The sequence below is a fragment of the Devosia sp. Leaf64 genome (assembly GCF_001421945.1).
Classification (GTDB): Bacteria; Pseudomonadota; Alphaproteobacteria; order Rhizobiales; family Devosiaceae; genus Devosia.
Map to the genome: position 1 here is coordinate 294,692 of NZ_LMLO01000002.1, position 20,234 is coordinate 314,925.

Sequence of the window (20,234 nt, forward strand, 5' to 3'; positions counted from 1 at the left end):
TCGGGCGGCTCGCAGGGGCCGGACGAGAGGGAAGGCGCCTTCGGGCGTGCAACAAGGGAGACTACAAATGAACAAGACCAAAGGCTTCGTGCTGGCGTCTTTGATTGCCCTGTCGGGCACGACGGGCCTGGCCGGTGTGGCCGTGGCCGAAGATATCAACATCATCCTCTGCGGCGACGTGGTGACCCCGGTCTACACCAAGCTGTTCGAAGAATGGAACACCAACAACCCCGACTATAAGGTCGTGCCCGAGCTCGTCGGCTGGGGCCAGTGCCAGGACAAGGTGACGACTCTCGCCGTTGCCGGCACCCCGGTCGATATCGCCTATGTTGGTTCGCGCACGCTCAAGCAGTTTGCCCAGAACGACCTTATCGTTCCCGTGCCGATGACGGACGAAGAAAAGGCCGGCTACTACAACTACGTACCCGACACCGTGACCTTCGACGGCACCCAGTGGGGCATCCCGGTCGCCTTCTCGACCAAGGCCTTCTTCTGGAACAAGGACCTCTTCAAGGAAGCCGGTCTTGATCCGGAAACCCCGCCCAAGACCTGGGAAGAAGAGATCGCTTTTGCCAAGCAGATCACCGAAAAGACCGACGCAGCCGGCTTCGGCATGGTCGCAAAAACCTTTGACGGCACCATGCACTGGTTCCTTCATTGGGTTTACACCAACAATGGCCAGGTCATCGATGCCGATGGCAACATCGTCCTCGACTCGCCACAGAACCTGGCTGCCCTGACCGCCTTCAAGGACATCGTTCCTTATTCCGAAGAAGGTCCGACCGCTTACGAACAGAACGAAGTCCGCGCCATCTGGCTCGACGGCGGCCTTGCCATGTTGCACTGCTCGGTGAGCTGCGCCGGCCGTGGCACGGAAGCCGGGATCAACTGGGGCGTTGCCCCGCTCCCGACCGGTCCTGACGCACAGGGTCCAGGCACGCTCCTGATCACCGACTCGCTCGCCGTGTTCAAGGGCACCGGCCAGGAAGACAAGGTCATCGAATTCGGCAAGTTCCTGACCTCGCCGGAAAACCAGCTCGCCTACGAACTGTCCGAAGGTGGCCTGACCCCGCTCCGTCCGTCTGCTGAAGTCGACAAGCTCGTCGCCGACAATCCGTACTGGAAGCCGTTCATCGACGGCATCGAGTTCGGTGGCCCAGAGCCGCTGCTGACCGACTATATCGGCTTCCAGAACGTCATGATCGAAATGGTCCAGTCCGTCGTCACCGGTGCTGCTGAACCCGCCGCTGCCCTGACCAAGGCCGCCGGCGAAATCGAACAGTACAAGTAAGCCAAACCAAGTGCCGCCGCCCGGTTCGGGCGGCGGTTCCCTGACCCAGAACTCGTGCCGGAGCCGCGCAAAAAAATGTCGCAACTGAGCCTCAAGCGCCTCGAAAAGAGCTTCAATGATTCCCGCATCATCAAGGGGATCGACCTTGAGGTGGCCGAAGGCGAATTCGTCGTTTTCGTCGGCCCATCGGGCTGCGGCAAGTCAACTTTGCTGCGCATGATCGCGGGCCTCGAAGACGTGACCGAAGGCCAGATCGAGATCAGCGGCAAGGTCGTCAACGATCTACCGCCGGTTCAGCGCGGCATCGCCATGGTGTTCCAGTCCTATGCGCTTTATCCGCATATGACCGTTTATGAAAACATCGCTTTCCCGCTGCGCGTCGAAAAGCTGCCGCAGGACGAAGTCGATCGCCGCGTCAGCGCTGCCGCCAAGGTGTTGCAGCTTGAGCCGCGCCTAAAGCATCGCCCCGGCCAATTGTCCGGCGGCCAGCGCCAACGCGTTGCCATCGGCCGCGCCATCGTGCGCCAACCCAAGATTTTCCTCTTCGACGAGCCGCTCTCGAACCTCGACGCCGCGCTTCGCTCGGAAATGCGCATCGAACTGATGGAGCTGCACAAGCGGCTCGGTTCGACCATGATCTATGTGACCCACGACCAGATCGAAGCCATGACCATGGCTGACAAGATCGTCGTGCTCAATGCCGGCGAAATCAGCCAGGTCGGCTCGCCGCTCGACCTCTACCACAAGCCGGACAATCTCTTCGTCGCAGGCTTCATCGGCTCGCCCAAGATGAATTTCATCAATGGCAAGGTGCGCAGCGCTGATGGGCCGACTGTCACCGTCGATTTGGGCAAGCTCGGTGTTCTGAGCCTGCCGCGCACGAGTACCGCGGTTGCGGGGCAGGATGTGACCGTCGGCATTCGCCCCGAGCATATGCAGCTTGGTTCGGGCGAGTTTACGATCCAGACGACGCCCAATATCGTCGAGCATCTCGGCATTCACACGATCAGCTATTCGACGCTGCCGGGCGGGGAAAACTTCATCGGGCTCTTTGAAGGTAATCCGACCATCGAAGACGGCAAGGCGCTCGACATGAGCTTTGCCATTGCCGACGCCCACCTCTTCGATAGCCGGGGGCTCGCCGTCTATTAGCCGCGTCATGCTGTCCGGGGGAGGGGCCATGCTTGATATCGTTGGCCTTTTGCAGACCGAGAAGAACGGATTTACGCGGTCCGAGCGCGCCCTGACCGACATCGTGCTCGCCGATGTCGACAGTGTTCTCAAGATGAGCATTGTCGATCTTGCGGCGCAAGCCGAGGTATCGCCGCCGACCGTGACCCGGTTCTGTCGCCGGCTTGGCTGCGGCAGTTATGCCGATTTCAAGGTGCGACTGGCCCAATCCCGCTTTGTCGGCCAGCGCTATTTCGCCCCGGCGGCTGGGCCGACCAATGTGCACGAGATCGCGCAGGGCGTCGTCAACGGCATCCAGTCGATCATCTACGAAACCTTCGAGCAGCTTGATTTCAACGCCGTGGAGCGGGCGGCGGAGAGCATCGCCAAGTCGAGCTTTGTCCTGTCTTTCGGTTCAGGCGGCGCCTCCTCGATGATGGCGGGCGAGATCGAAACCCGGCTTTTTCGGCTCGGGCTAAAAGTCGCCTCGACCGATGATCACCAATTGCAACTGATGCGGGTGGCGGCAGCGCCGGCTGGCACAGTTATCATTGCCTTTTCACTCTCGGGCAATAATGCGCAGCTTGCCAAGACGCTGACCGTGGCGGGGGAATATGGGCTGACGCGCGTCGTTGCTACCCGGTCGGGATCGCTGGTTTCGGCGCAGTCCGACATTCTCCTGCCGGTCAATTGGCACGAGAACGCCGATATCCTGCGGCCAACGCCGGGCCGCTATGCCTTCCTCGCGACGGTCGATGTGCTGGCCCAGACCATTGCGACCCGCCTCGGCCCTTCGGCCATCGCCAGCATGCGCCGCATAAAGCACCAGCTCGTCGTCAATCGCGACGGCGACGACGGGCAGCCGCTGGGGGATTAGGGCGGCATCGAGGGGCCAGATGCTCCCCGGCGTCATTCCCGCGAAAGCGGGAATCCGCTCTCGCTTCAGCAGGGATTCCCGCTTCCGCGGGAATGACGTTGCTGGAGCCAAGATATTGAAAGATATTAGGAAATAAAAATATGACCACACAATTTTCGCTCGTCACCACCTGGACCCCTGCCTCCGACAGCGAGGCGTTGGGCTATGGCATCGAGTTGACCAATATCGGCGATGAGCCGGTCAGCAATTTTCAGCTGGGGTTTTCGGGACCGGCGCGGGTCGATCCGCATGCGACGCTGGAAAATGGCAAGCTTTTGAAGCGTCTGTCCAACCACACGCTGATCGCGCCGCCCGATGGTTTCGTGCTCGAACCCGGCGCGACCTGGACGGCGACGGCGCGTGGGCTTTCCTATGGCCTAAGGCATTGGAGCGACGGCGCAAATTCGGCCTATGTGGTGCTGGAAAATGGGCAGGTGGTGACCATTCCGACCCTGCCGACAAAGGGCAAGGGGCACAATGCACCACTCTTGAAGGGCGCGGCGAAATTCCCGGTGCCGGCCAAGGCGCCGGTGGCGCATTCGATCATTCCCTGGCCGAAGGTGGTGGCGACGACGGGCTCGCGCATCGCGCCGGTTGGCTTCGATTTGAAGCCACAGGGTGAGGCCGCGAACCGCGCGGCGGCGGCCTTTACCGGGCTCGTGCATGATCTCTTCCCGGTGGAAGCGCTGGTGCGGCCGGCCTCGGAAGCCGGCATGCCGGTGACGATCGCCGAAAAGCCGGGCATGGGTTCGGAGGCCTATGAACTCGCATTTAGCGAGAACAGTCTCAGCCTCACAGCGACGACGCGGCAGGGGCTGTTTTATGGCCTCGTAACGCTTGGGCATATGCTGCGCGGCGCAAGGCTCTATCCGCACACGTTCAGCTTCCCGACGGGCGGCACGATCAGCGACGAGCCCGGCTTCGCCTTCCGCGGGTCGCATCTTGACGTCGCGCGGCAGTTCTATACCGGGGCCGAGGTGAGCCAACTCATCAAGATCATGGCGTGGAACAAGATGAACAAGTTCCACTGGCATCTGACCGAGGACGAGGCCTGGCGTATCGAGATCGACGCCTATCCGGCCCTGACCGAGGTGGCCGCCTGGCGCGGTCACGGCAAGGCCTTGCCGCCGCTGCTCGGGTCTGGTCCGCAGCCGACTGGTGGCTTTTATTCCAAGGCCGTTATCCGGCAAATTGTGGCGTTGGCCGATAGTCTTGGCATTGCCGTGATCCCCGAAGTCGATATGCCAGGCCACTTCTATGCGGCGCTGCAGGCCCTCCCCGAATTGCGCGACCCCAACGAGACCGGCGAATACCAATCGGTTCAGGGCTTTCCGAACAACAGTCTAAATCCGGCGCATGAGCCCGTGTATAAGTTCGTCGAAACGGTGGTCGACGAAGTGCTCGAGCTGTTCCCGGCAGGCATTTTCCACCTCGGCGCCGACGAAGTACCGCTCGCGGCCTGGTCGGGTTCGCCGCTGGCGCTCGACATGCTCGAGAAGATGGCGGGCCCCGCCATGCGCGAAAAACATGCTAAGCAATTCAACCAGTTGGGCAACCATCACGGCGCCGACGAAATCGAAGGCTCGCCCACCGCGATCCTCCAGGCCGAGTTCATCAAGCGGGTGCATGCCTATATTTCTTCGAAGGGCGCGGTGACCGGCGGCTGGGAAGAAGCGGCGCATGGCGATGCGGTGGACAAGGAAAAATCCTATGTCATCGGCTGGCGCAATGTGGAGATCAACGCAGCGCTCGCCGAGCGCGGTTTTGATATCGTCGTATCGCCCGGTCAGCGCTACTACCTTGATATGGCTAACGGAATTTCCTGGGCCGAACCGGGTGCCGGTTGGGCCGGGTGGTCGGGTCCGCAGGAGACGTATGAATTCGAGGCGCGCGAAGGGTTTTCGCAACCGGGCTTGAAGCATCTTCTCGGGATCCAGAGCTGTATCTGGAGCGAGTCGATGACGGACCGCGCCATCTTCGATCGTCTTGTTTTCCCACGGCTTTCGGCGGTGGCCGAGGCTGGTTGGACGCTGCCGGAGCGGAAAAGCTGGGAGCGGTTCAAGGCGCTCGTGGGGCTGATGCCGATCATGTATGGGCATTGGTCCGCGGAGTGAAAATAGCCTGAAATGACAAGGGCCGCCGTTGGGAAACGGCGGCCTTTTTGTTAGCATTCCGTTAGCGTTGAGGGGCAGGGAAGACGGAGTTGGTTAGACTTCCGTCATCCGCCGGCTGTCATCCCCGCGCAGGCGGGGAGCCCTCTTGAGATTTCAGGATGGGCCCCGGCCTTCGCCGGGGTGACAATCGAGATTGGGACACATCACCCCCACGGATTCTCCACCATCGGCCAGATGGTTTTGGGGGCTTTGCGATAGTCGGTTTCGGCGGGGCGATTAGGGTAGGGTTTGCCGGCTGAGCAGTAGATGATCTCGGAGGCGATTTTCGAGAACGAGTCGTAGAAGTGGTTCGTCGATTTAATAAGAAGGATTTTTCGCGACGTGGGGTCGATGCCCATCGCCGAATAGAGGCTGGGATCAAAACTCTGGGCTCGCGTCGAATTCAGGATGACATCGATGCCGTCGAAATGGATCCAGGCAGCGTCGCCGAAGGGGGCGAAACTTTCGCCGAACCGCATCTGGGCGTCGCGGACGAGTTTTCTTACTGTGACGCGCTTGTCGATGGGCTGGCCGGTATGGGGCGCTGATTTGGCGCCGAAGCGGAGCTGGATTTCGGCGCCTTCACCGGCGGCAAAACAGATCTGGACGGCGATCGGGTCCCAGATGGTGCCGACGGCAGCGTCGGTTGCGTTCTGACAGATGAGTTCGGCGAGGAGGACGGTGGCATCGCCCGCCGTGCCGCCGCCGGGATTGTCCCAGACATCGGCGATGACGACCGGGCCCTTGGGCGCGGCGAGGGCGGCGGTGACGGCGGTTTGCTCATCGACCTGGGCGACCATGAAGGTGCCGCGCATGGCAAAGAGTTCGCGGCCGAGGGTTTCGGCGAGTGCTGCACCTTTGGCGGGGGCATTGTTGGTGACGGCCAAAAGTTTGGTGCCCATTTCGGGCACGTCGCCGGCCATGAAGCCGTGGACGACCGAAAGAGACAATAGATCGGGCTCGGATTTTTCGAGTGTAAGCAGCTTGTCGACAAAGCCGCGCATGGGCTGCTTGGAGGTCGGGAAGACGTCGATCATCCGGCAATCGAAGATCGACATCACCGGCTTGATTTCGCCCTTGAGGGTGCGGACGGCGATGTCCCAGAGGTCGCGGGCGCGATCGACGAAGTCGGTATGCGGGAATTCCTTGAAGTAGACGAAAAAGTCTGCGGCCGCCGCGCGCTTGGCGGTGAGATGGCTATGGGGGTCGAGCTCGGCGCAGACCAGCACATCGGGACCGACAATGGCGCGGACGCGGGAGAGAAGATCGCCTTCGCAATCATCATAGCCCTGGGCGACCATGGCGCCGTGAAGGCCGAGGACGACCGCGTCGACCGGCATGGCGGCCTCAAGCTGGCCGAGGATGGCGTCGCGCATGTCTTCATAGGTCTGGCGCGCGACGAGGCCGGCGGGGTCGGCCCAGGAGGCGCTGCCTTCGATGAGGGTCCAGCCTTCGCGGGCGCAGACCTCGCGGCCGACGGTGATCGGAGCGGTGCAAAGAGTCGGGGTCGCCGGATGTTCGCCGGGGCCGGCATGAAGCGAGGCTTCGAAGGCCCTGATGTCGACGGCGATGGGGGAGAACGTATTGGTCTCGGTGGCGAGGGCCGCGGTGAAGACGCGCACGACAGATTTCCGAAGGCTGGGGACGTGAGGGCGCGAGTGTTCGCGCTGACCGAGCCTAGCACGGTGTTTTCAGTGCTTCACGTAAGAAATTTACATTTTTGCTGCCAAAGTCAGGCGTTTTCAGCTTCAAAGGACCAAAAAATTGGACGAAAAGAGAAACTGAGTTTCATTTTCCTGGAAGGATGCCGCCATGCCGATCAAGCGTTATGGGACTGAAAAGTCCGGTGCCGGTGGCCAGAACCTCCCCTTTGCCCGCGCCGTGGAAGCCGGCGGCTGGCTCTATGTTTCGGGGCAGGTGGCAATGAAGGACGGCGAGATCGTTCGGGGTGGGATCGTCGACGAGACGCACCTGACGATCCAGAACCTGCTCGCGATTTTGAAAGAGGCCGATTACGGGCTCGAGCATGTGGTCCGCGTTGGGGTGTGGCTCGATGATCCCCGGGATTTCTGGAGCTTTAATGGAGTTTATAAGAGCTATTTTGGCGAGCATCCGCCGGCCCGAGCCTGCGTGCAGAGCCGGATGATGGTGGATTGCAAGGTTGAGATAGATTTGGTGGCGTATAAGGGGCCGTGAGGGCTCGCATTCGCTCTCACGTGTGGCCCCCTCACCCGTCTCGCGCTGTGCGCGATCCACCCTCTCCCCGAGAGGGAGAGGAATAAGAGGTGGCCGCCACTCTGTTCTTCTCCCACTCGGGGAGAAGGTGGCGCGTAGCGCCGGATGAGGGGGCGTCATGCCGGCCCCAAATGTATGAGGAATAAGATGACCCAATCCCCCTTCCGCCTCGACGGGAACACCGTGCTCATTACCGGCGCTGGTGGCGGTATTGGGCGGTCGCTGGTGGCGGTGTTTCGTGAGGCGGGGGCCGAGGTCGTGGGGGCCGATCGTGAGGCTGGGCTGCTTGATGGCTTGCCAATCGTGCGACAAGTGCTTTTCGACCAGGCGGATATGGCGGCGACGCGTGCGGCGATCTCTGCCGATATTGCGGCGCATGGGGTCTACGATGCCGTGGTCGCCAATGTCGGTTTTACCCGAGCCGAGCATCTGGGGATGGTCGATGATGCGGTTTGGGCTGCAGAGCTCAATATCAATCTCAATGGCGCCTATGCGCTGACCGATCCGATCATTGCCGCCATGGTGGAGCGGGGGCGGGGCGCGCTGGTCTTTATCTCGTCGGTCAATGCCATCGCCCACTTTGGCAATCCCGCTTATTCCGCGGCCAAGGCGGGCTTGATCGCCTATGCCAAGGCGATTGCGGTCGAGCGCGGGGGCGAGGGGGTGCGGGCCAATGTCGTGGCGCCGGGATCGGTGCGAACGCCGGCCTGGGATCATCGATTGGCGGCGGATCCGAGCCTTCTTGATAATGTGCTGCCGCATTATCCGCTGGGGCGGATGGTGAGCCCTGTGGAAGTAGCGCATGCGACGCTGTTTTTGTGTTCCGATGCGGCCTCGGGCATAACCGGCACGGTATTGCCGGTCGATGCCGGGCTGACGGCGGGCAATCTGAGATTTGTGAACGAGGTCTTGAGGGGCAAATGAGCACTATTTCTGAACTCGAAACCCCGGTTGTGCTGGTCGATCTCGACAAGGCCGAAGCCAACCTCAAGAAGGCGCAGGATGCGGCGGATAGAGCCGGCATAAAGCTCCGGCCGCATATCAAGACGCATAAGCTGCCGCGCTTTGCCAAACGCCAAGTGGAATTGGGCGCGGTGGGGATCACGGTGCAGAAGCTCGGTGAGGCCGAGGTGATGGCCGATGCCGGGCTCGATGATCTGCTGCTGACCTTCAATATTGTCGGGGCCAAGAAGCGCGACAGGCTGAAAGCGCTGCATGAGCGGGTGACCATTCGCGTCGTGGCCGACAGCACCGAGACGGTGATGGGGCTGGCCGAGACTTTTGGCGATCAAAACCGTCCGCTTGGGGTTTTCGTCGAATGCGATACCGGTATGGGCCGATGCGGCGTGCAATCGCCAGAGGCGGCTTTGTCGCTGGCGCGGCAGATCGCGGTTTTGCCGGGGCTCCAATTTGCGGGGTTGATGACCTATCCGGCGGCGAAGAAGTATCGCGAGGCGGCGGATTGGCTGGCCGAGGCCAAGGCGCTGTTCGACAGCGCGGGCATGCCGCTGCCCGAGATCACGACCGGCGGAACGCCCGATATCTGGCATATGGAAGAAGCCGGGGTGGCGACTGAATATCGGCCGGGCACCTATATCTATATGGATCGCAGCCAGGTGGCGGCGGGGGCGGCCAGCTATGACGAGTGCGCGCTGACGGTGGTGGCAACGGTGGTGTCGCGGCCGACCGAGGGGCGCGCGATAATCGACGCAGGCTCGAAGACGCTGACCAGCGATCTCCTGGGGTTGGAGGGGCATGGCCATGTGCTCGATTATCCCGAGGCGAAGATTGTTGGCCTCAGCGAAGAGCATGGCACGGTTGATGTTTCCGCTTGCGCGGTGAAGCCGAAAATCGGCGACACGATCCGCATCGTGCCCAATCATTGCTGCCCGGTGAGCAATCTGTTCGACACGGTGACGCTCGTGCGCGGCGAGGAAGTCGTTGAAACCGTGCATGTTGCAGCGCGCGGTCGCGTCGATTGAGAGGATTTCACGCAAACTTCTGACGTCAAAAGAAAAAATTCTATGTATAGGAATTATGACGTTGACGCTTAAGGTCTTTTTAACCATGCTGGTCCGATCCAATCCGGGGGGATTGCAATGTCTTGGATCAGGCTGCCATTGGGTCGCGGGACCCTGCGCATCAAGCCTAAGCGGCAGATGCGATCATTCGAAGTCGAGGGCGTCGTGCCCACACTCAATCTTGGCTTCTGCGTCATCTCCTGGTGGAGCAACGCGGCCCAGGAACGCTATATCGGCGGCAAGCCGCTGGTTATCCGGCAGCACGGGCAACCAAAAGCGTTCTGAACGCGGCGGGTGCGGTTTGGACGGACTGACCCTTTTGCGCGAGCGCGCGGGCGCGGGCTTTCTCGTGACTGATGGCGGGCTGAATGGGCGTGGGGCTAGACCTGCTCATGCGGTACGCGCTTGAGCGTTTCAAAGGAATTTTTCGATCGGCCGGTGCTCGAGGTCGCGCCGGAACTGATTGGCATGGTGCTGCTGGTCGATGGGGTCGGCGGGCGGATCGTCGAGGTGGAGGCCTATGATGAGGCCGATCCGGCGTCGCATAGTTTTCGTGGGCCGACGCCGCGCAACGCAGCGATGTTCGGGCCCCCTGGCCATGCCTATGTCTACAAGATTTACGGCATCCACTACTGCCTCAACTTTGTTTGCCGGCCGGGCAGTGCCATCCTTATTCGGGCACTAGAGCCGAATGTCGGGCTCGATATGATGCACGAGCGGCGGGGCGGGGTGGTTGAGAAACAGCTTTGCTCTGGACCGGGGAAATTGGCGGCGGCTTTGGCGGTGGATCTCAAGCAAAATGGCTTACCGCTCGATGAAGCGCCGTTTGCGCTTTTGCCGGCGGAGGCGGTGAGCGAAGTGGTCACGGGGCCGCGGATCGGCATCACCAAGGGTGTCGAGACGCCGTGGCGGTTTGTCGAGCGCAACTCGCGCTATCTCAGCAAGCCGATGAAGCCTTGAGCTTTTTGCAGGCCGAAAAATCCAGCTGATTAACCTCTGACGCTCTCGGCAACTGCACCGGGGGCATGCCGTTGCCTTCTCGAAGGGAAAGCGCGCGTCAACCGGACGCGGTGGCATGAGGAACGGGCTTGGTTTTTCCGGTTTCCCTGCCCGGCCAACGAATAGGCAGCCGAGCCTCTATCCCACCCGCGCGATCCCTTCATCCCCATTTCCGTCGCAGGAGGCGACCATGCCGCAGGGCGATAAATCCGCCTATACCGATCAGCAGAAGCGCAAGGCCGAGCATATCGAAGAGGGTTATGAGAAAAAGGGCGTGAGCCACGAGGAAGCCGAGCGCCGCGCCTGGGCCAGCGTCAACAAGGACGATGGCGGCGGCAAGAAATCCGGCTCCGGCCGCGGCAAGGACACTGGCCATCCGGCTGCGCATAGAGGCGGCGAAAAGGGTGGCAAGGCATCGGCGAACCGCTCGGCGGCCGATCGATCGGCTTCAGCGAAAAAGGCCGCCGCGACGCGCAAGCGGAATGCCGAGCAGCACGCGCACTAGGCCTATCGCATCGCGTCTTCCGACCTGAATCCAAGGAACAAAAATGTCCGAAGCCATCAACCCGCCGCAGACGCAGGATCATCAGCCCGGGCGCGAGACGGAGATGCACCCGCGACCGCAATATATGCCGAAATTTCCCGGCAATGGGCGGCTCAAGGATAAGGTCGCCATCATCACCGGCGGCGATAGCGGCATCGGGCGGGCTTGCGCGGTGCTGTTTGCCCGCGAGGGGGCGCAGGTGGCGCTGGTTTATCTCGAGGAAACCGAGGACGCCAAGATTACGGCCGACACCGTCACGGCCGAGGGCAAGGAAGCGCTGCTGCTGCGCGGCGATGTCGGCGACAAGAGTTTTTGCGAAACGGTCGTTGGCAAGGTTATCGAGGAATTCGGCCAGATCGATGTGGTGATCAACAATGCGGCCGAGCAGCATCCGCAGGAGGAGATCACCGATATCTCCGAAGAGCAGTTGCAAAAGACCTTTCGCACCAATCTCTATGGCTATTTTTACATGACGCAGGCGGCGATGCCTTACCTCAAGAACGGCGCGTCGATCGTTAACACGACATCGGTCACGGCCTATCGTGGGTCGCCCGAACTGCTCGACTATTCCTCGACCAAGGGCGCCATCGTCGCCTTTACGCGCTCGCTGTCGGGAAGCCTTGCGGATAAGAATATCCGCGTCAATGCAGTGGCGCCGGGGCCAATCTGGACGCCGCTGATCCCCGCGACATTTACGGCAGAAAAGGTCGCTGAATTTGGCGCGAGCCAGCCGCTCAAACGCCCGGGTCAGCCCAATGAGGTGGCGACGTGCCATCTGTTTTTGGCGTGTGACGAAAGCTCCTACCTGACGGGGCAGGTGCTGCACCCCAATGGCGGCGAGATCGTCGGCGGCTAAGGCTTGCTTGTTTTCCCGCGCGCGTGTCACGTTCCCACGGCGAAGCGGGAGGGGCCATATGGCGCGGGAGATTCTGGTGCGCTTGGGCGGGCTGGCGATCGTCTTGATCGGCTTTGCCTGTCTCTATTTCTTTCTGCTCGTGCCGCTGCAGCAGGCGCAGGCGGGCGTGCCGGAAGTGCACTATGAATTGAAGGTCTTTGCGCTGGTGCCGCTCTGCTTTGTGTTCGGCGCCATCTTTCTCGTTTTTGGCGATGGCTTTGACTATCGTACGCCCGACCACCAGAACCTGACGGCCAAGGGCTGGATCGCCTTTGCCGTCGTTGCGGTTTTGACCGGGCTCGGCTGGTGGTGGTTCGACAGCCAGTTTGCAGCTCTCGGCTATGTGTAGGGGATAGGCGGGCGCGATGCCCTTGCGGCTCACCCCGCGCTCATGATTCAAGGAACCTGTGCAAGCGCTCGATTCCTATGATCTGTTTTCGCCCCACCGAACCGAGCGGCTGACCCCGCTCGATGTTCTGCGCGAAATATTCGGACACAAGCAGTTTCGCGGCCAGCAGGCCAAGGTGATCGACCAAATCGTCGGCGGTGGCGACGCGGTCGTGCTGTTCCCGACCGGCGCGGGCAAGAGCATGTGCTTTCAGATCCCCGCCATTTGCCGGCCGGGGGTCGGGATTGTCGTTTCCCCGCTGATTGCCCTGATGCGCGACCAGGTCGAGGCGCTCAAGCAGGCGGGCGTCGCGGCGGCGGCGCTCAATTCTTCGCTGTCGCCTGAGGAAGCGAGTACGGTGCGGCGTCAATTGCGCGCCGGCGAACTCGATCTTCTCTATGTGGCGCCGGAGCGCGTGGCGACGCCGGGCTTTGCCAATATGCTGTCTGGCGTCGAGATCGCGCTCTTTGCGATCGACGAAGCCCATTGCGTGAGCCAGTGGGGGCATGATTTCCGGCCCGAATATCGCGAGCTGATCCATCTCGTCGAACTCTTTCCCGGCGTGCCGCGTATCGCGCTGACGGCAACGGCCGATCCGACGACGCGCGAAGACATTATCGAGCGCCTGGGCCTCGAACAGGCCGAGGTTTTCACGACCTCATTCGACCGGCCCAACATCTCCTATTCCATCGTCGAGCGGGATAAAGCGCGCGAGCAATTGCTCGATTTTCTGGCCGGCCATAAGGGCGAAAGCGGCATCGTCTATTGCCTCAGCCGCGCCAAGGTCGAGGATATTGCCGATTATCTCAGCGGCAAGGGGATTCGCGCGCTGCCCTACCATGCGGGCATGCCGGCCGAGATGCGCAGCGCCAATCAGGACGCTTTCCTCAAGGAAGAGGGCTTGTGTCTCGTTGCGACGGTGGCCTTTGGCATGGGGATCGACAAGCCGGATGTGCGCTACGTCGCGCATATGGATCTGCCGTCTTCCATTGAAGCCTATTATCAGGAAACCGGCCGCGCCGGGCGCGATGGTCAGCCGTCCGATGCCTGGATGAGCTATGGCATGGCCGATGTGGTGCAGCGGCGGCGCATGATCGAGGAGGGCAATGCGCCCGACGAGATCAAGCGGGTCGAGCATGGCAAGCTCAATGCGCTGCTTGGGGTTTGCGAAACCGCGGAATGCCGGCGCAAGGCCATCCTCAACCACTTTGGCGAGGCGCATGACGGCAATTGCGGCAATTGCGATACCTGTCGCTCGCCGGTCGAAAGCTGGGACGGCACGGAGGCAGCCATCAAGGCGCTGGCGGCGATCTATCGCACCGGGCAGCGGTTTGGCGCGGCACATTTGATCGATGTTCTGGTCGGCAAGGAAACCGAGAAGGTGCAGCGCTTTGGTCATCAGAACCAACCCGTCTTCGGGCAGGGGCGTGAGCTCGATGCGAAAGCCTGGCAATCGGTGCTCAGGCAATTGACGGCCATGGGTCTGATTGTCGTCGACCACGCCAATCATGGCGCGCTGACGCTGGGCGAAGGCGCGCGGGCGGTGTTCAAGCACGAGCGCAGCGTTACGCTGCGCAAGGACCGGCCGAAAAAGGCCGTCGAAGTGCGGCGCCAGCTCAGCAAATCGGTGGAAGTGCCCGATTATGCCAAGGGGCTGTTCGAGGCGCTGCGGGCCGAGCGGCTTAAGATTGCCAAGAGTCAGGGCGTGCCGCCCTATGTGATCTTTCATGACGCGACGCTCAAAGCCATGGCGATGGCCAAGCCGACGCATCCGCATGGGATGCTGAACCTGCCTGGGGTTGGGCAGGGGAAACTCGATCGCTATGGCGACGCGTTTTTGGCGGTGGTGGTGGGGTATTCTGGGGATTGAGGCCTTTTGATAAGGCCCCCTCATCCGGCGCTTCGCGCCACCTTCTCCCCTAGAGGGAGAAGAATTAGAAGTGTGCACCATTCCTCTCCCGCTTGGGGAGAGGGTGGATCGGGCGAAGCCCGAGACGGGTGAGAGGGGCTCTGCGTGAGCGACGTTTCGATTAAAAAACCACGCCTCCCCGTCATCGACATCGCGCGTGGCGTGGCCATTTTGTTTATGGCTTTTTACCACCTCTGCTGGGACCTTTGGTATTTCGGGTTCATCGGCGCCGATGTGGGGTTTGATCCTCGTTGGGTGTTTTTTGCCCGCTCGATCCTCGCGAGTTTTTTGTTTCTCGTCGGTGTGGGCCTCGTGCTCGGGCATGGGAATGGTATTCGCTGGAAGAGTTTTTGGCGGCGCTGGCTGTTCGTGGCGCTCGGGGCGCTGGCGATAACGCTTGGGACCTATTTCACCTTCCCAGATGCCTTCGTTTATTTCGGCGTGCTGCATGCCATCGCGCTTTTCATGCTGATGGGGCTGCCCTTCCTCTTTGTGCCGGTCTGGGCGGTGGGGCTGGTGGCGCTGCTGTTCATCGTGCCGCATTTCGTCTTTGCCGATCCGCTCTTTAACGAGAAGGTCTTTTCCTGGCTCGGCTTCTGGGTGACGCCGCCGGTGACGAACGATCTCGTGCCGGTCTTTCCCTGGTTCGGGGCGGTGCTCGTCGGGATTTTGGCGACACGGCTCGCCAAGGCGCGGGTTTTGCCCAAACTCGCTGAGGTACAGCCGCAGGGGAAAGTGCCGCGGGCCTTGGGCTGGTTGGGACGCTGGAGCTTGCCGTTTTACCTGATCCATCAGCCGGTGCTGCTCGCGGCGATCGTGCCGCTTTCGATGCTGCTTGGCACGCAGGATGCGCTGCGCGAGGCGGATTTTCTGAAAACCTGCCAGGCGACCTGCGAGACGGGCGGGACGAGTGCGGAGATGTGCACGACCTATTGCCAGTGCGGCATGGACGGTCTCACGCGGGATAATCTGTGGGACCCGGTTTATTCCGGCGTGCTGACGGCCGATGAGCAGGCCAAGCTCGACGAGAATAATCGCCAGTGTTCGGCGGTGATTTATCCGGAATTGCTGGACCAGCCCTAAGGCCCCCTCACCCGCCGCGTGGCGGCGACCTCTCCCCCAAAGGGAGAGGTGTCGCTCCGCGACTTTCTCTAACCACCTCTCCCTTTGGGGGAGAGGTCGGCCGAAGGCCGGGTGAGGGGGCCTTAGGGGCATGACCCCATGCCCAAAGCCGGCTGGATTGCCGGGGGCGGCTCAGTCATCTTGTTGTCATGTCGCCTCTGATCCTTTTTGCCCTCGCTCTCGCTACTTTTTGTACCTCGGTGCTGTCGGGGATTTTTGGCATGGCAGGGGGGATGATCCTTCTGGCGGCATTGATGACGCTGTTGCCGGTGGCCACGGCGATTGCCGTGCAGGGTGTTATCCAATTGATCGCCAATGGCTCGCGAGCGATCTTTTCGCGCGAATTTATCGAGTGGCGGATTTTGGGGACGATCCTGCTCGGGCTGCTAACGGCGGCGGCGCTGTTGTTCATCGTGCGCTACACGCCCGATTTCGTCACCGTCTGTATCGTCGTGGGATTGATGCCGATCCTGGTCTGGATCCCGAAAGGGTGGCTGGCGCTCGACGCCAGTAAGCCGCTTCATGGTTTTCTCTGCGGCTTTTTCGGCTCGGGGCTCAATCTTGCGGTGGGTGTTGCCGGGCCGACGATCGATATCTTTTTTATTCGCACCGAAATGGATCGGCGTACTGTCATTGCTACCAAGGCGGCGGCGCAGGTGCTCTCGCATGGGGCCAAGATCGTCTTTTATGGCGCCATGGCTTCGGCGATGGCGCCGGGGGACTGGATCATCGCGCTGGTCGCCGCGCCCTTCGCCATTCTGGGTACCAATGTGGGCTATCGCGTGCTGCAGCGGCTTTCGGACGAGAATTTCCGCAAGTGGACGCGCTGGATCGTCACGGGGATCGGGCTGTTTTACCTCGTACGCGGGCTGATGGCGCTGGCGGGATAGCTTACGCACAGCAATTGGTCCAATGTTCTGCGATGGGTTTTGACCTCGGCCGATCCGCCTTTATGGTGGCGGCGAGGAAACGACATGGCACCATTCGACAGCGTCACCGCGCGGCTTATTCTGCTTCTGGCTGAAACCGGCTCGATTGGCCGGGCGGCCGAGCGCGAAGGTATCGCTTCGTCCGCTGTGAGCCGACGCGTGTCCGACCTCGAAGCGCGGCTCGGGGTCGTATTGTTCGATCGCTCTGCGCAGGGGGTCAAGCTGACCGCGGCGGGTGAAGCCTATGCCGAAGGGTGCCGGACGGTTCTCCGTTCCATTGCCGATCTCGATGCGGTCATGGCCGAGTTTGGATCGGGGCAGCGCGGGAGCCTCAGGCTTGCCTGCACCGGATCGGCGCTGACGGGGCGCCTGCCGGAACTGCTGGCCCGGTTTGCTAAGAAATTTCCGGGAATCGAGCTCTCCATCGCCGAGATGGGCGCAGCGAAGGCGCTGCTGGCGCTCGACGAGGGGCGGGCGGATGTCGCCATCGTCTCGGACAACTATGATTTTGCGCGTTTCGAAATCCGGCCCTTCGAGGACGAGCGCATCTGGGTTCTGGCGCCGCCCGATCATCCGCTCGCGAGCAAGATCGAGCCGCGCAAATCGATCTCGTTCGACACGGTGCGTGATCACACCATTGTCGGGGTGCATCATTCCGGCTCGCTCGACCGGCTCTTGGCTGAGGCCGCGCAGGCCAAGGGGCAGGCGCTCAATGAGACGCTGCGGGTCGAAAGTTTTCCTGCGCTTGTGCGCATGGTCGAGGCCGGGTTCGGCATCGGTTTCCTGCGCTCGACGAGCCTGCATTTGCTGGCGGGCACGGACCTCGTTTGCGCGCCGCTGGCTGAAAGCTGGGCTATGCGGCAATTGCTGGTGGCGCGGCGCAAGTCGAGCCCGCAATCGGCGGGGATGAAGAGTTTCGTGGCGCTGTGTGCCGAGACATATTCGCCCTCGGCCTGAGCCAAGGCGAGCTGCGCTCTCAGGCGTCCCCAGCGATATCGGGATAAGCAACGACGCAGGCACGACCCTGGGCCTTTGCGGCATAGCAGGCGGCATCGGCCTCGCTGAGGCAATCGGCAGGGGATTTGGCATCAGGCGTGATGGCGGCGACGCCGACACTGGCGCCAATGCGATAATTGCGCCCATTCCAGGAAAAGATCAGCGAGCCGATGGCGCGGACGATCTTTTGGCCGACAAGCTTGCCATTGGGCATCGGGCAATCTTCGAGCAGCACCGCGAACTCGTCGCCGCCGAGGCGGGCCGCAAGATCGTGGCCGCGGCAGGCGCCGCGGATGGTTTCGGCAACCTGCTTGAGAAGTGCGTCGCCAGCGGCATGTCCGGCAGTGTCGTTGACGGGCTTGAAGCGATCGAGGTCGATATAGAGGAGGCAATGCCGGCGATTGCTGCCTTCGGCGGAGGCGAGCGCGAGATTGAGCGCGCGATCGAAGGCGACGCGATTGGGGAGGCCCGTCAGCGGATCATGATTGGCGGAGTGAGCCAGTTCGCGCTGCAGCGCGCGGCTCTGGCTGATGTCCTGGAACACGAGGACCGCGCCTGTCACCTTGCCATCGGGCATGACGACGGGCGAGGCGGAGCAGCGGATATCACGCGCCTGACCATCGCGGGAGACGAGGATGACCTCGTCCGAAACTTCGAACGGGCTGCCATGGGTGAGGCAGGTGATGGCGGGGCAGTGGGCTGCTTCGTGGCTATGGGCGAGGCGAAGCGGGAAGACGTTTTCGGCGAATTTGCCAATGGCTTCGCTTTGGGAAAAGCCGGTGAACCGCTCGGCCGCCGGGTTCATGAAGGTAACGCGGCCCTGGCTATCGGTACCGATCATGCCGTCGGCGACGGCTTCGAGCGTCACGCGGAGCCGTTCCTTTTCGGCGGCCAGTTCCTGTTCGATGGTCTTGAGATAGGTGATGTCGGTATCGGTGCCGATGGTGCGAAGGGCATTGCCGTTCTCGTCCCATTCGACCGGGCGGCCACGGCTCATGATCCAGATATAATTGCCATCGCGCGTTCGCTCGCGATATTCAAGCGCGTCGAAATTGTCGTCGCCGCTATCTTGCTTGTGGATGTCGTTCATCACCCGGCCCACATCGTCCGGATGAAGGCGCGAGGCCCACTGCTCCTGATGATCCTTGCCGATGACTTCATCATCGGGGATACCGCGCATCCGCCGCCACATGCGCGAATAGAACATGGCATCGGTGCGGATATCATGGTCCCAGACGCCCTGGCGGGCGCCTTCAAGCGCAAAATTCCAGCGGTTTTCCGAATGGGCGAGGGCTTCTTCGGCACGCTTTTGCAGCTCGATGCTGGTGACCTGAAGCATGATGCAATCGGGCTGGCCTTCGGCATCGCGCGCAAGGGCTGCGGCGAGCATGACCCAGACAGGCTGGCCATCGGCATGGCGCATGCGATGTTCGCCGCGATAAAGCTCGGCCTCGCCGCGCGCCAGCCGGGCGATATGTTGCCGCCCGGCATTGGCATCGCTTTCGTGCAGCAGATCGAAGCCGAAAAACGGCTGCTCGGTATCGAGCTGATAGCCGAGGAGCCGCGTGAAAGCCGGGTTGAGATAGCGCGCTGCACCGTCGAGCCCGGTGACGAGCATGCCGACAGGCGCAACTTCAGCCAGACGCGACAGGACGGGCACTGCGCGCTGGCTACTTCTCGATCGGACTACACGCCGCTGAACGGCACGCGCCATGCTCATCCTGTCAGCCCTGATCGAGGCGCGAGAGGATGAAGTCGCGCTCTTCGGCAAGGCCCGTCCATTCGTGGGGATGGTCGGCATCGAAGATCAACGTATAGGGACCCTTATAGCCGGCGCCTTCGGCGGCCGAGAGGCAGGCGGCATAATCGGCCTCGTCGAGCTGGCCATCGGCGAAGGTTGCCTTGGCGTGGCAGAGTTCGGCGCGCGGGAAGATGGAGGCGAGATCCTGGTATTTGGTCGGGCCCGACCAATTGCCGAAATCGCCCAGTAGGCCAATGCGGCCTTCGAGCCGGTCGAGCACTTCGTGGACGACAGAAGGCGAGGACAGCAGATCGAACCAGTTTTCGGTGACGAGGCGGAGGGGCGAACCGGCATTGGCGTCGGCCAATTGGCGGAGGGCGGAGATGGAGCGCTCGATGTTTTCGGGCGTCGGCTGCTGCTTGCCGGCAATGATGCGGGCGTTTTCAGCACCGAGCTCATTGGCGACCTCAACCCAACCGGCGATCCAGGCGGTGTCGCGAGCGCCATTGACCGGGTCGGTGATGTCACCGGCATCGATGAGGAGGGTCTGCAGCGTGACGCCAGCGATGCGCAACTGCTCGCGCAGTTCGGCGAGATAGATGGAATCGCGGCTGCGCATGTGGAAGGAGACGATTTCGAGGCGCTTGTAGCCATGATTGGCGAGCACCGAAGGCAGGCCGAGCAGGGACTCGCTGCCCTCGCCATAGGTGTCTTCACCCGGGCCGATGGCCGTCGTCGTCAGGTCATGTGCATAGGTCGTGCCCAAAAAGCGATGCAACGACCAGGTGGAGACCGCGATGCGGTCAGCACTCTGCGCCATAAGTATTCTCCCCATTCCTCGGAATCAGAATCTCACGCGTAAAGGCGTCGTGCAATTCAATTTGATTGCCCATCAGAACTTAACGCGTGCCCGCTTGTCTGCGCA

19 protein-coding genes are annotated in these 20,234 nt (G+C 61.8%); 16 read left to right on the plus strand and 3 right to left on the minus strand.

The features are described 5' to 3' along the window. Window positions 1-67: 67 nt before the first annotated feature. The 4 genes from ASE94_RS01455 (at window position 68) to ASE94_RS01470 (ending at window position 5,491) form a co-directional block, all read left to right on the plus strand. Window positions 68-1,291, plus strand: a complete 1,224-nt coding sequence (locus ASE94_RS01455; protein ID WP_061911705.1) for an ABC transporter substrate-binding protein — start codon at window positions 68-70, stop codon at window positions 1,289-1,291. Between the two features lie 75 nt (window positions 1,292-1,366). After that, window positions 1,367-2,443 carry a sn-glycerol-3-phosphate ABC transporter ATP-binding protein UgpC gene (ugpC, locus tag ASE94_RS01460; RefSeq protein ID WP_062628975.1) on the plus strand — a complete coding sequence of 359 codons (1,077 nt, stop codon included), beginning with the start codon at window positions 1,367-1,369 and terminating at the stop codon, window positions 2,441-2,443. 28 nt (window positions 2,444-2,471) lie between these two features. Then, window positions 2,472-3,338: a MurR/RpiR family transcriptional regulator gene (locus tag ASE94_RS01465; RefSeq protein WP_061911707.1), complete on the plus strand. Its 867-nt coding sequence runs from the start codon at window positions 2,472-2,474 to the stop codon at window positions 3,336-3,338. 140 nt (window positions 3,339-3,478) lie between these two features. Beyond that, window positions 3,479-5,491, plus strand: coding sequence for a beta-N-acetylhexosaminidase (locus tag ASE94_RS01470; RefSeq protein WP_062628896.1), 2,013 nt, complete (start codon window positions 3,479-3,481; stop codon window positions 5,489-5,491). Between the two features lie 203 nt (window positions 5,492-5,694). Here ASE94_RS01470 and ASE94_RS01475 read toward each other — a convergent pair whose 3' ends face one another. Continuing rightward, a complete protein-coding gene (locus ASE94_RS01475) occupies window positions 5,695-7,152 on the minus strand; it encodes a M81 family metallopeptidase (protein WP_062628897.1) in 1,458 nt (485 codons plus the stop codon). A 190-nt stretch (window positions 7,153-7,342) separates the two neighbouring features. On the opposite strand from ASE94_RS01475, the gene ASE94_RS01480 reads away from it, so the two are divergent. From ASE94_RS01480 to ASE94_RS01535, 12 genes are all read left to right on the plus strand, one after another. After that, window positions 7,343-7,726: a RidA family protein gene (locus tag ASE94_RS01480; protein ID WP_062628898.1), complete on the plus strand. Its 384-nt coding sequence runs from the start codon at window positions 7,343-7,345 to the stop codon at window positions 7,724-7,726. A 186-nt stretch (window positions 7,727-7,912) separates the two neighbouring features. Then, complete coding sequence (locus ASE94_RS01485; RefSeq protein ID WP_062628899.1) at window positions 7,913-8,689, plus strand: SDR family oxidoreductase; 777 nt, start codon at window positions 7,913-7,915, stop codon at window positions 8,687-8,689. Next, complete coding sequence (locus tag ASE94_RS01490; RefSeq protein ID WP_062628900.1) at window positions 8,686-9,747, plus strand: D-TA family PLP-dependent enzyme; 1,062 nt, start codon at window positions 8,686-8,688, stop codon at window positions 9,745-9,747. The genes ASE94_RS01485 and ASE94_RS01490 overlap by 4 nt, the downstream gene beginning before the upstream one ends. Window positions 9,748-9,864: 117 nt before the next feature. Continuing rightward, window positions 9,865-10,071, plus strand: coding sequence for a hypothetical protein (locus tag ASE94_RS01495; protein ID WP_156351743.1), 207 nt, complete (start codon window positions 9,865-9,867; stop codon window positions 10,069-10,071). Window positions 10,072-10,191: 120 nt separating this feature from the next. Then, the gene (locus tag ASE94_RS01500; protein ID WP_062628902.1) at window positions 10,192-10,746 is read left to right on the plus strand and encodes a DNA-3-methyladenine glycosylase; all 555 of its coding nucleotides are present in this window, start codon (window positions 10,192-10,194) and stop codon (window positions 10,744-10,746) included. A gap of 229 nt (window positions 10,747-10,975) precedes the next feature. After that, the gene (locus ASE94_RS01505; RefSeq protein ID WP_062628903.1) at window positions 10,976-11,290 is read left to right on the plus strand and encodes a hypothetical protein; all 315 of its coding nucleotides are present in this window, start codon (window positions 10,976-10,978) and stop codon (window positions 11,288-11,290) included. Between the two features lie 43 nt (window positions 11,291-11,333). After that, window positions 11,334-12,185 carry an SDR family oxidoreductase gene (locus tag ASE94_RS01510; RefSeq protein ID WP_062628904.1) on the plus strand — a complete coding sequence of 284 codons (852 nt, stop codon included), beginning with the start codon at window positions 11,334-11,336 and terminating at the stop codon, window positions 12,183-12,185. A gap of 58 nt (window positions 12,186-12,243) precedes the next feature. After that, entirely contained in the window at window positions 12,244-12,573 is a 330-nt protein-coding gene (locus tag ASE94_RS01515; protein WP_062628905.1) for a hypothetical protein, read from the plus strand. 58 nt (window positions 12,574-12,631) lie between these two features. Continuing rightward, a complete protein-coding gene (gene recQ, locus ASE94_RS01520; RefSeq protein ID WP_062628906.1) occupies window positions 12,632-14,482 on the plus strand; it encodes a DNA helicase RecQ in 1,851 nt (616 codons plus the stop codon). A gap of 144 nt (window positions 14,483-14,626) precedes the next feature. Beyond that, a complete protein-coding gene (locus ASE94_RS01525; protein ID WP_062628907.1) occupies window positions 14,627-15,604 on the plus strand; it encodes a heparan-alpha-glucosaminide N-acetyltransferase in 978 nt (325 codons plus the stop codon). A gap of 188 nt (window positions 15,605-15,792) precedes the next feature. Next, complete coding sequence (locus tag ASE94_RS01530; RefSeq protein WP_062628908.1) at window positions 15,793-16,533, plus strand: sulfite exporter TauE/SafE family protein; 741 nt, start codon at window positions 15,793-15,795, stop codon at window positions 16,531-16,533. A gap of 84 nt (window positions 16,534-16,617) precedes the next feature. Next, window positions 16,618-17,529 (plus strand): LysR family transcriptional regulator, encoded by a 912-nt coding sequence (locus ASE94_RS01535; protein ID WP_061911721.1) that lies wholly within the window; start codon window positions 16,618-16,620, stop codon window positions 17,527-17,529. A 19-nt stretch (window positions 17,530-17,548) separates the two neighbouring features. On the opposite strand, the gene ASE94_RS21560 is transcribed toward ASE94_RS01535, so the two are convergent. Together ASE94_RS21560 and ASE94_RS01545 are read right to left on the minus strand one after the other, a co-directional pair. Beyond that, a complete protein-coding gene (locus tag ASE94_RS21560) occupies window positions 17,549-19,282 on the minus strand; it encodes a PAS domain S-box protein (protein WP_162236022.1) in 1,734 nt (577 codons plus the stop codon). 10 nt (window positions 19,283-19,292) lie between these two features. Next, on the minus strand, window positions 19,293-20,129 hold the full coding sequence (locus ASE94_RS01545; RefSeq protein WP_062628910.1) for a sugar phosphate isomerase/epimerase: 837 nt from the start codon (window positions 20,127-20,129) through the stop codon (window positions 19,293-19,295). Between the last annotated feature and the right edge of the window lie 105 nt (window positions 20,130-20,234).

Coding starts and splice junctions, on each gene's coding strand:
- ASE94_RS01545 (WP_062628910.1), bottom strand. CDS start 20,129: ATGGCGCAGAGTGCTGACCGCATCGCGGTCTCCACCTGGTCGTTGCAT.
- ASE94_RS01485 (WP_062628899.1), top strand. CDS start 7,913: ATGACCCAATCCCCCTTCCGCCTCGACGGGAACACCGTGCTCATTACC.
- ASE94_RS01515 (WP_062628905.1), top strand. CDS start 12,244: ATGGCGCGGGAGATTCTGGTGCGCTTGGGCGGGCTGGCGATCGTCTTG.
- ASE94_RS01505 (WP_062628903.1), top strand. CDS start 10,976: ATGCCGCAGGGCGATAAATCCGCCTATACCGATCAGCAGAAGCGCAAG.
- ASE94_RS01465 (WP_061911707.1), top strand. CDS start 2,472: ATGCTTGATATCGTTGGCCTTTTGCAGACCGAGAAGAACGGATTTACG.
- ASE94_RS01480 (WP_062628898.1), top strand. CDS start 7,343: ATGCCGATCAAGCGTTATGGGACTGAAAAGTCCGGTGCCGGTGGCCAG.
- ASE94_RS01495 (WP_156351743.1), top strand. CDS start 9,865: ATGTCTTGGATCAGGCTGCCATTGGGTCGCGGGACCCTGCGCATCAAG.
- ASE94_RS01530 (WP_062628908.1), top strand. CDS start 15,793: ATGTCGCCTCTGATCCTTTTTGCCCTCGCTCTCGCTACTTTTTGTACC.
- ASE94_RS01535 (WP_061911721.1), top strand. CDS start 16,618: ATGGCACCATTCGACAGCGTCACCGCGCGGCTTATTCTGCTTCTGGCT.
- ASE94_RS01470 (WP_062628896.1), top strand. CDS start 3,479: ATGACCACACAATTTTCGCTCGTCACCACCTGGACCCCTGCCTCCGAC.
- ASE94_RS01455 (WP_061911705.1), top strand. CDS start 68: ATGAACAAGACCAAAGGCTTCGTGCTGGCGTCTTTGATTGCCCTGTCG.
- ugpC (WP_062628975.1), top strand. CDS start 1,367: ATGTCGCAACTGAGCCTCAAGCGCCTCGAAAAGAGCTTCAATGATTCC.
- ASE94_RS01510 (WP_062628904.1), top strand. CDS start 11,334: ATGTCCGAAGCCATCAACCCGCCGCAGACGCAGGATCATCAGCCCGGG.
- ASE94_RS21560 (WP_162236022.1), bottom strand. CDS start 19,282: ATGGCGCGTGCCGTTCAGCGGCGTGTAGTCCGATCGAGAAGTAGCCAG.
- ASE94_RS01490 (WP_062628900.1), top strand. CDS start 8,686: ATGAGCACTATTTCTGAACTCGAAACCCCGGTTGTGCTGGTCGATCTC.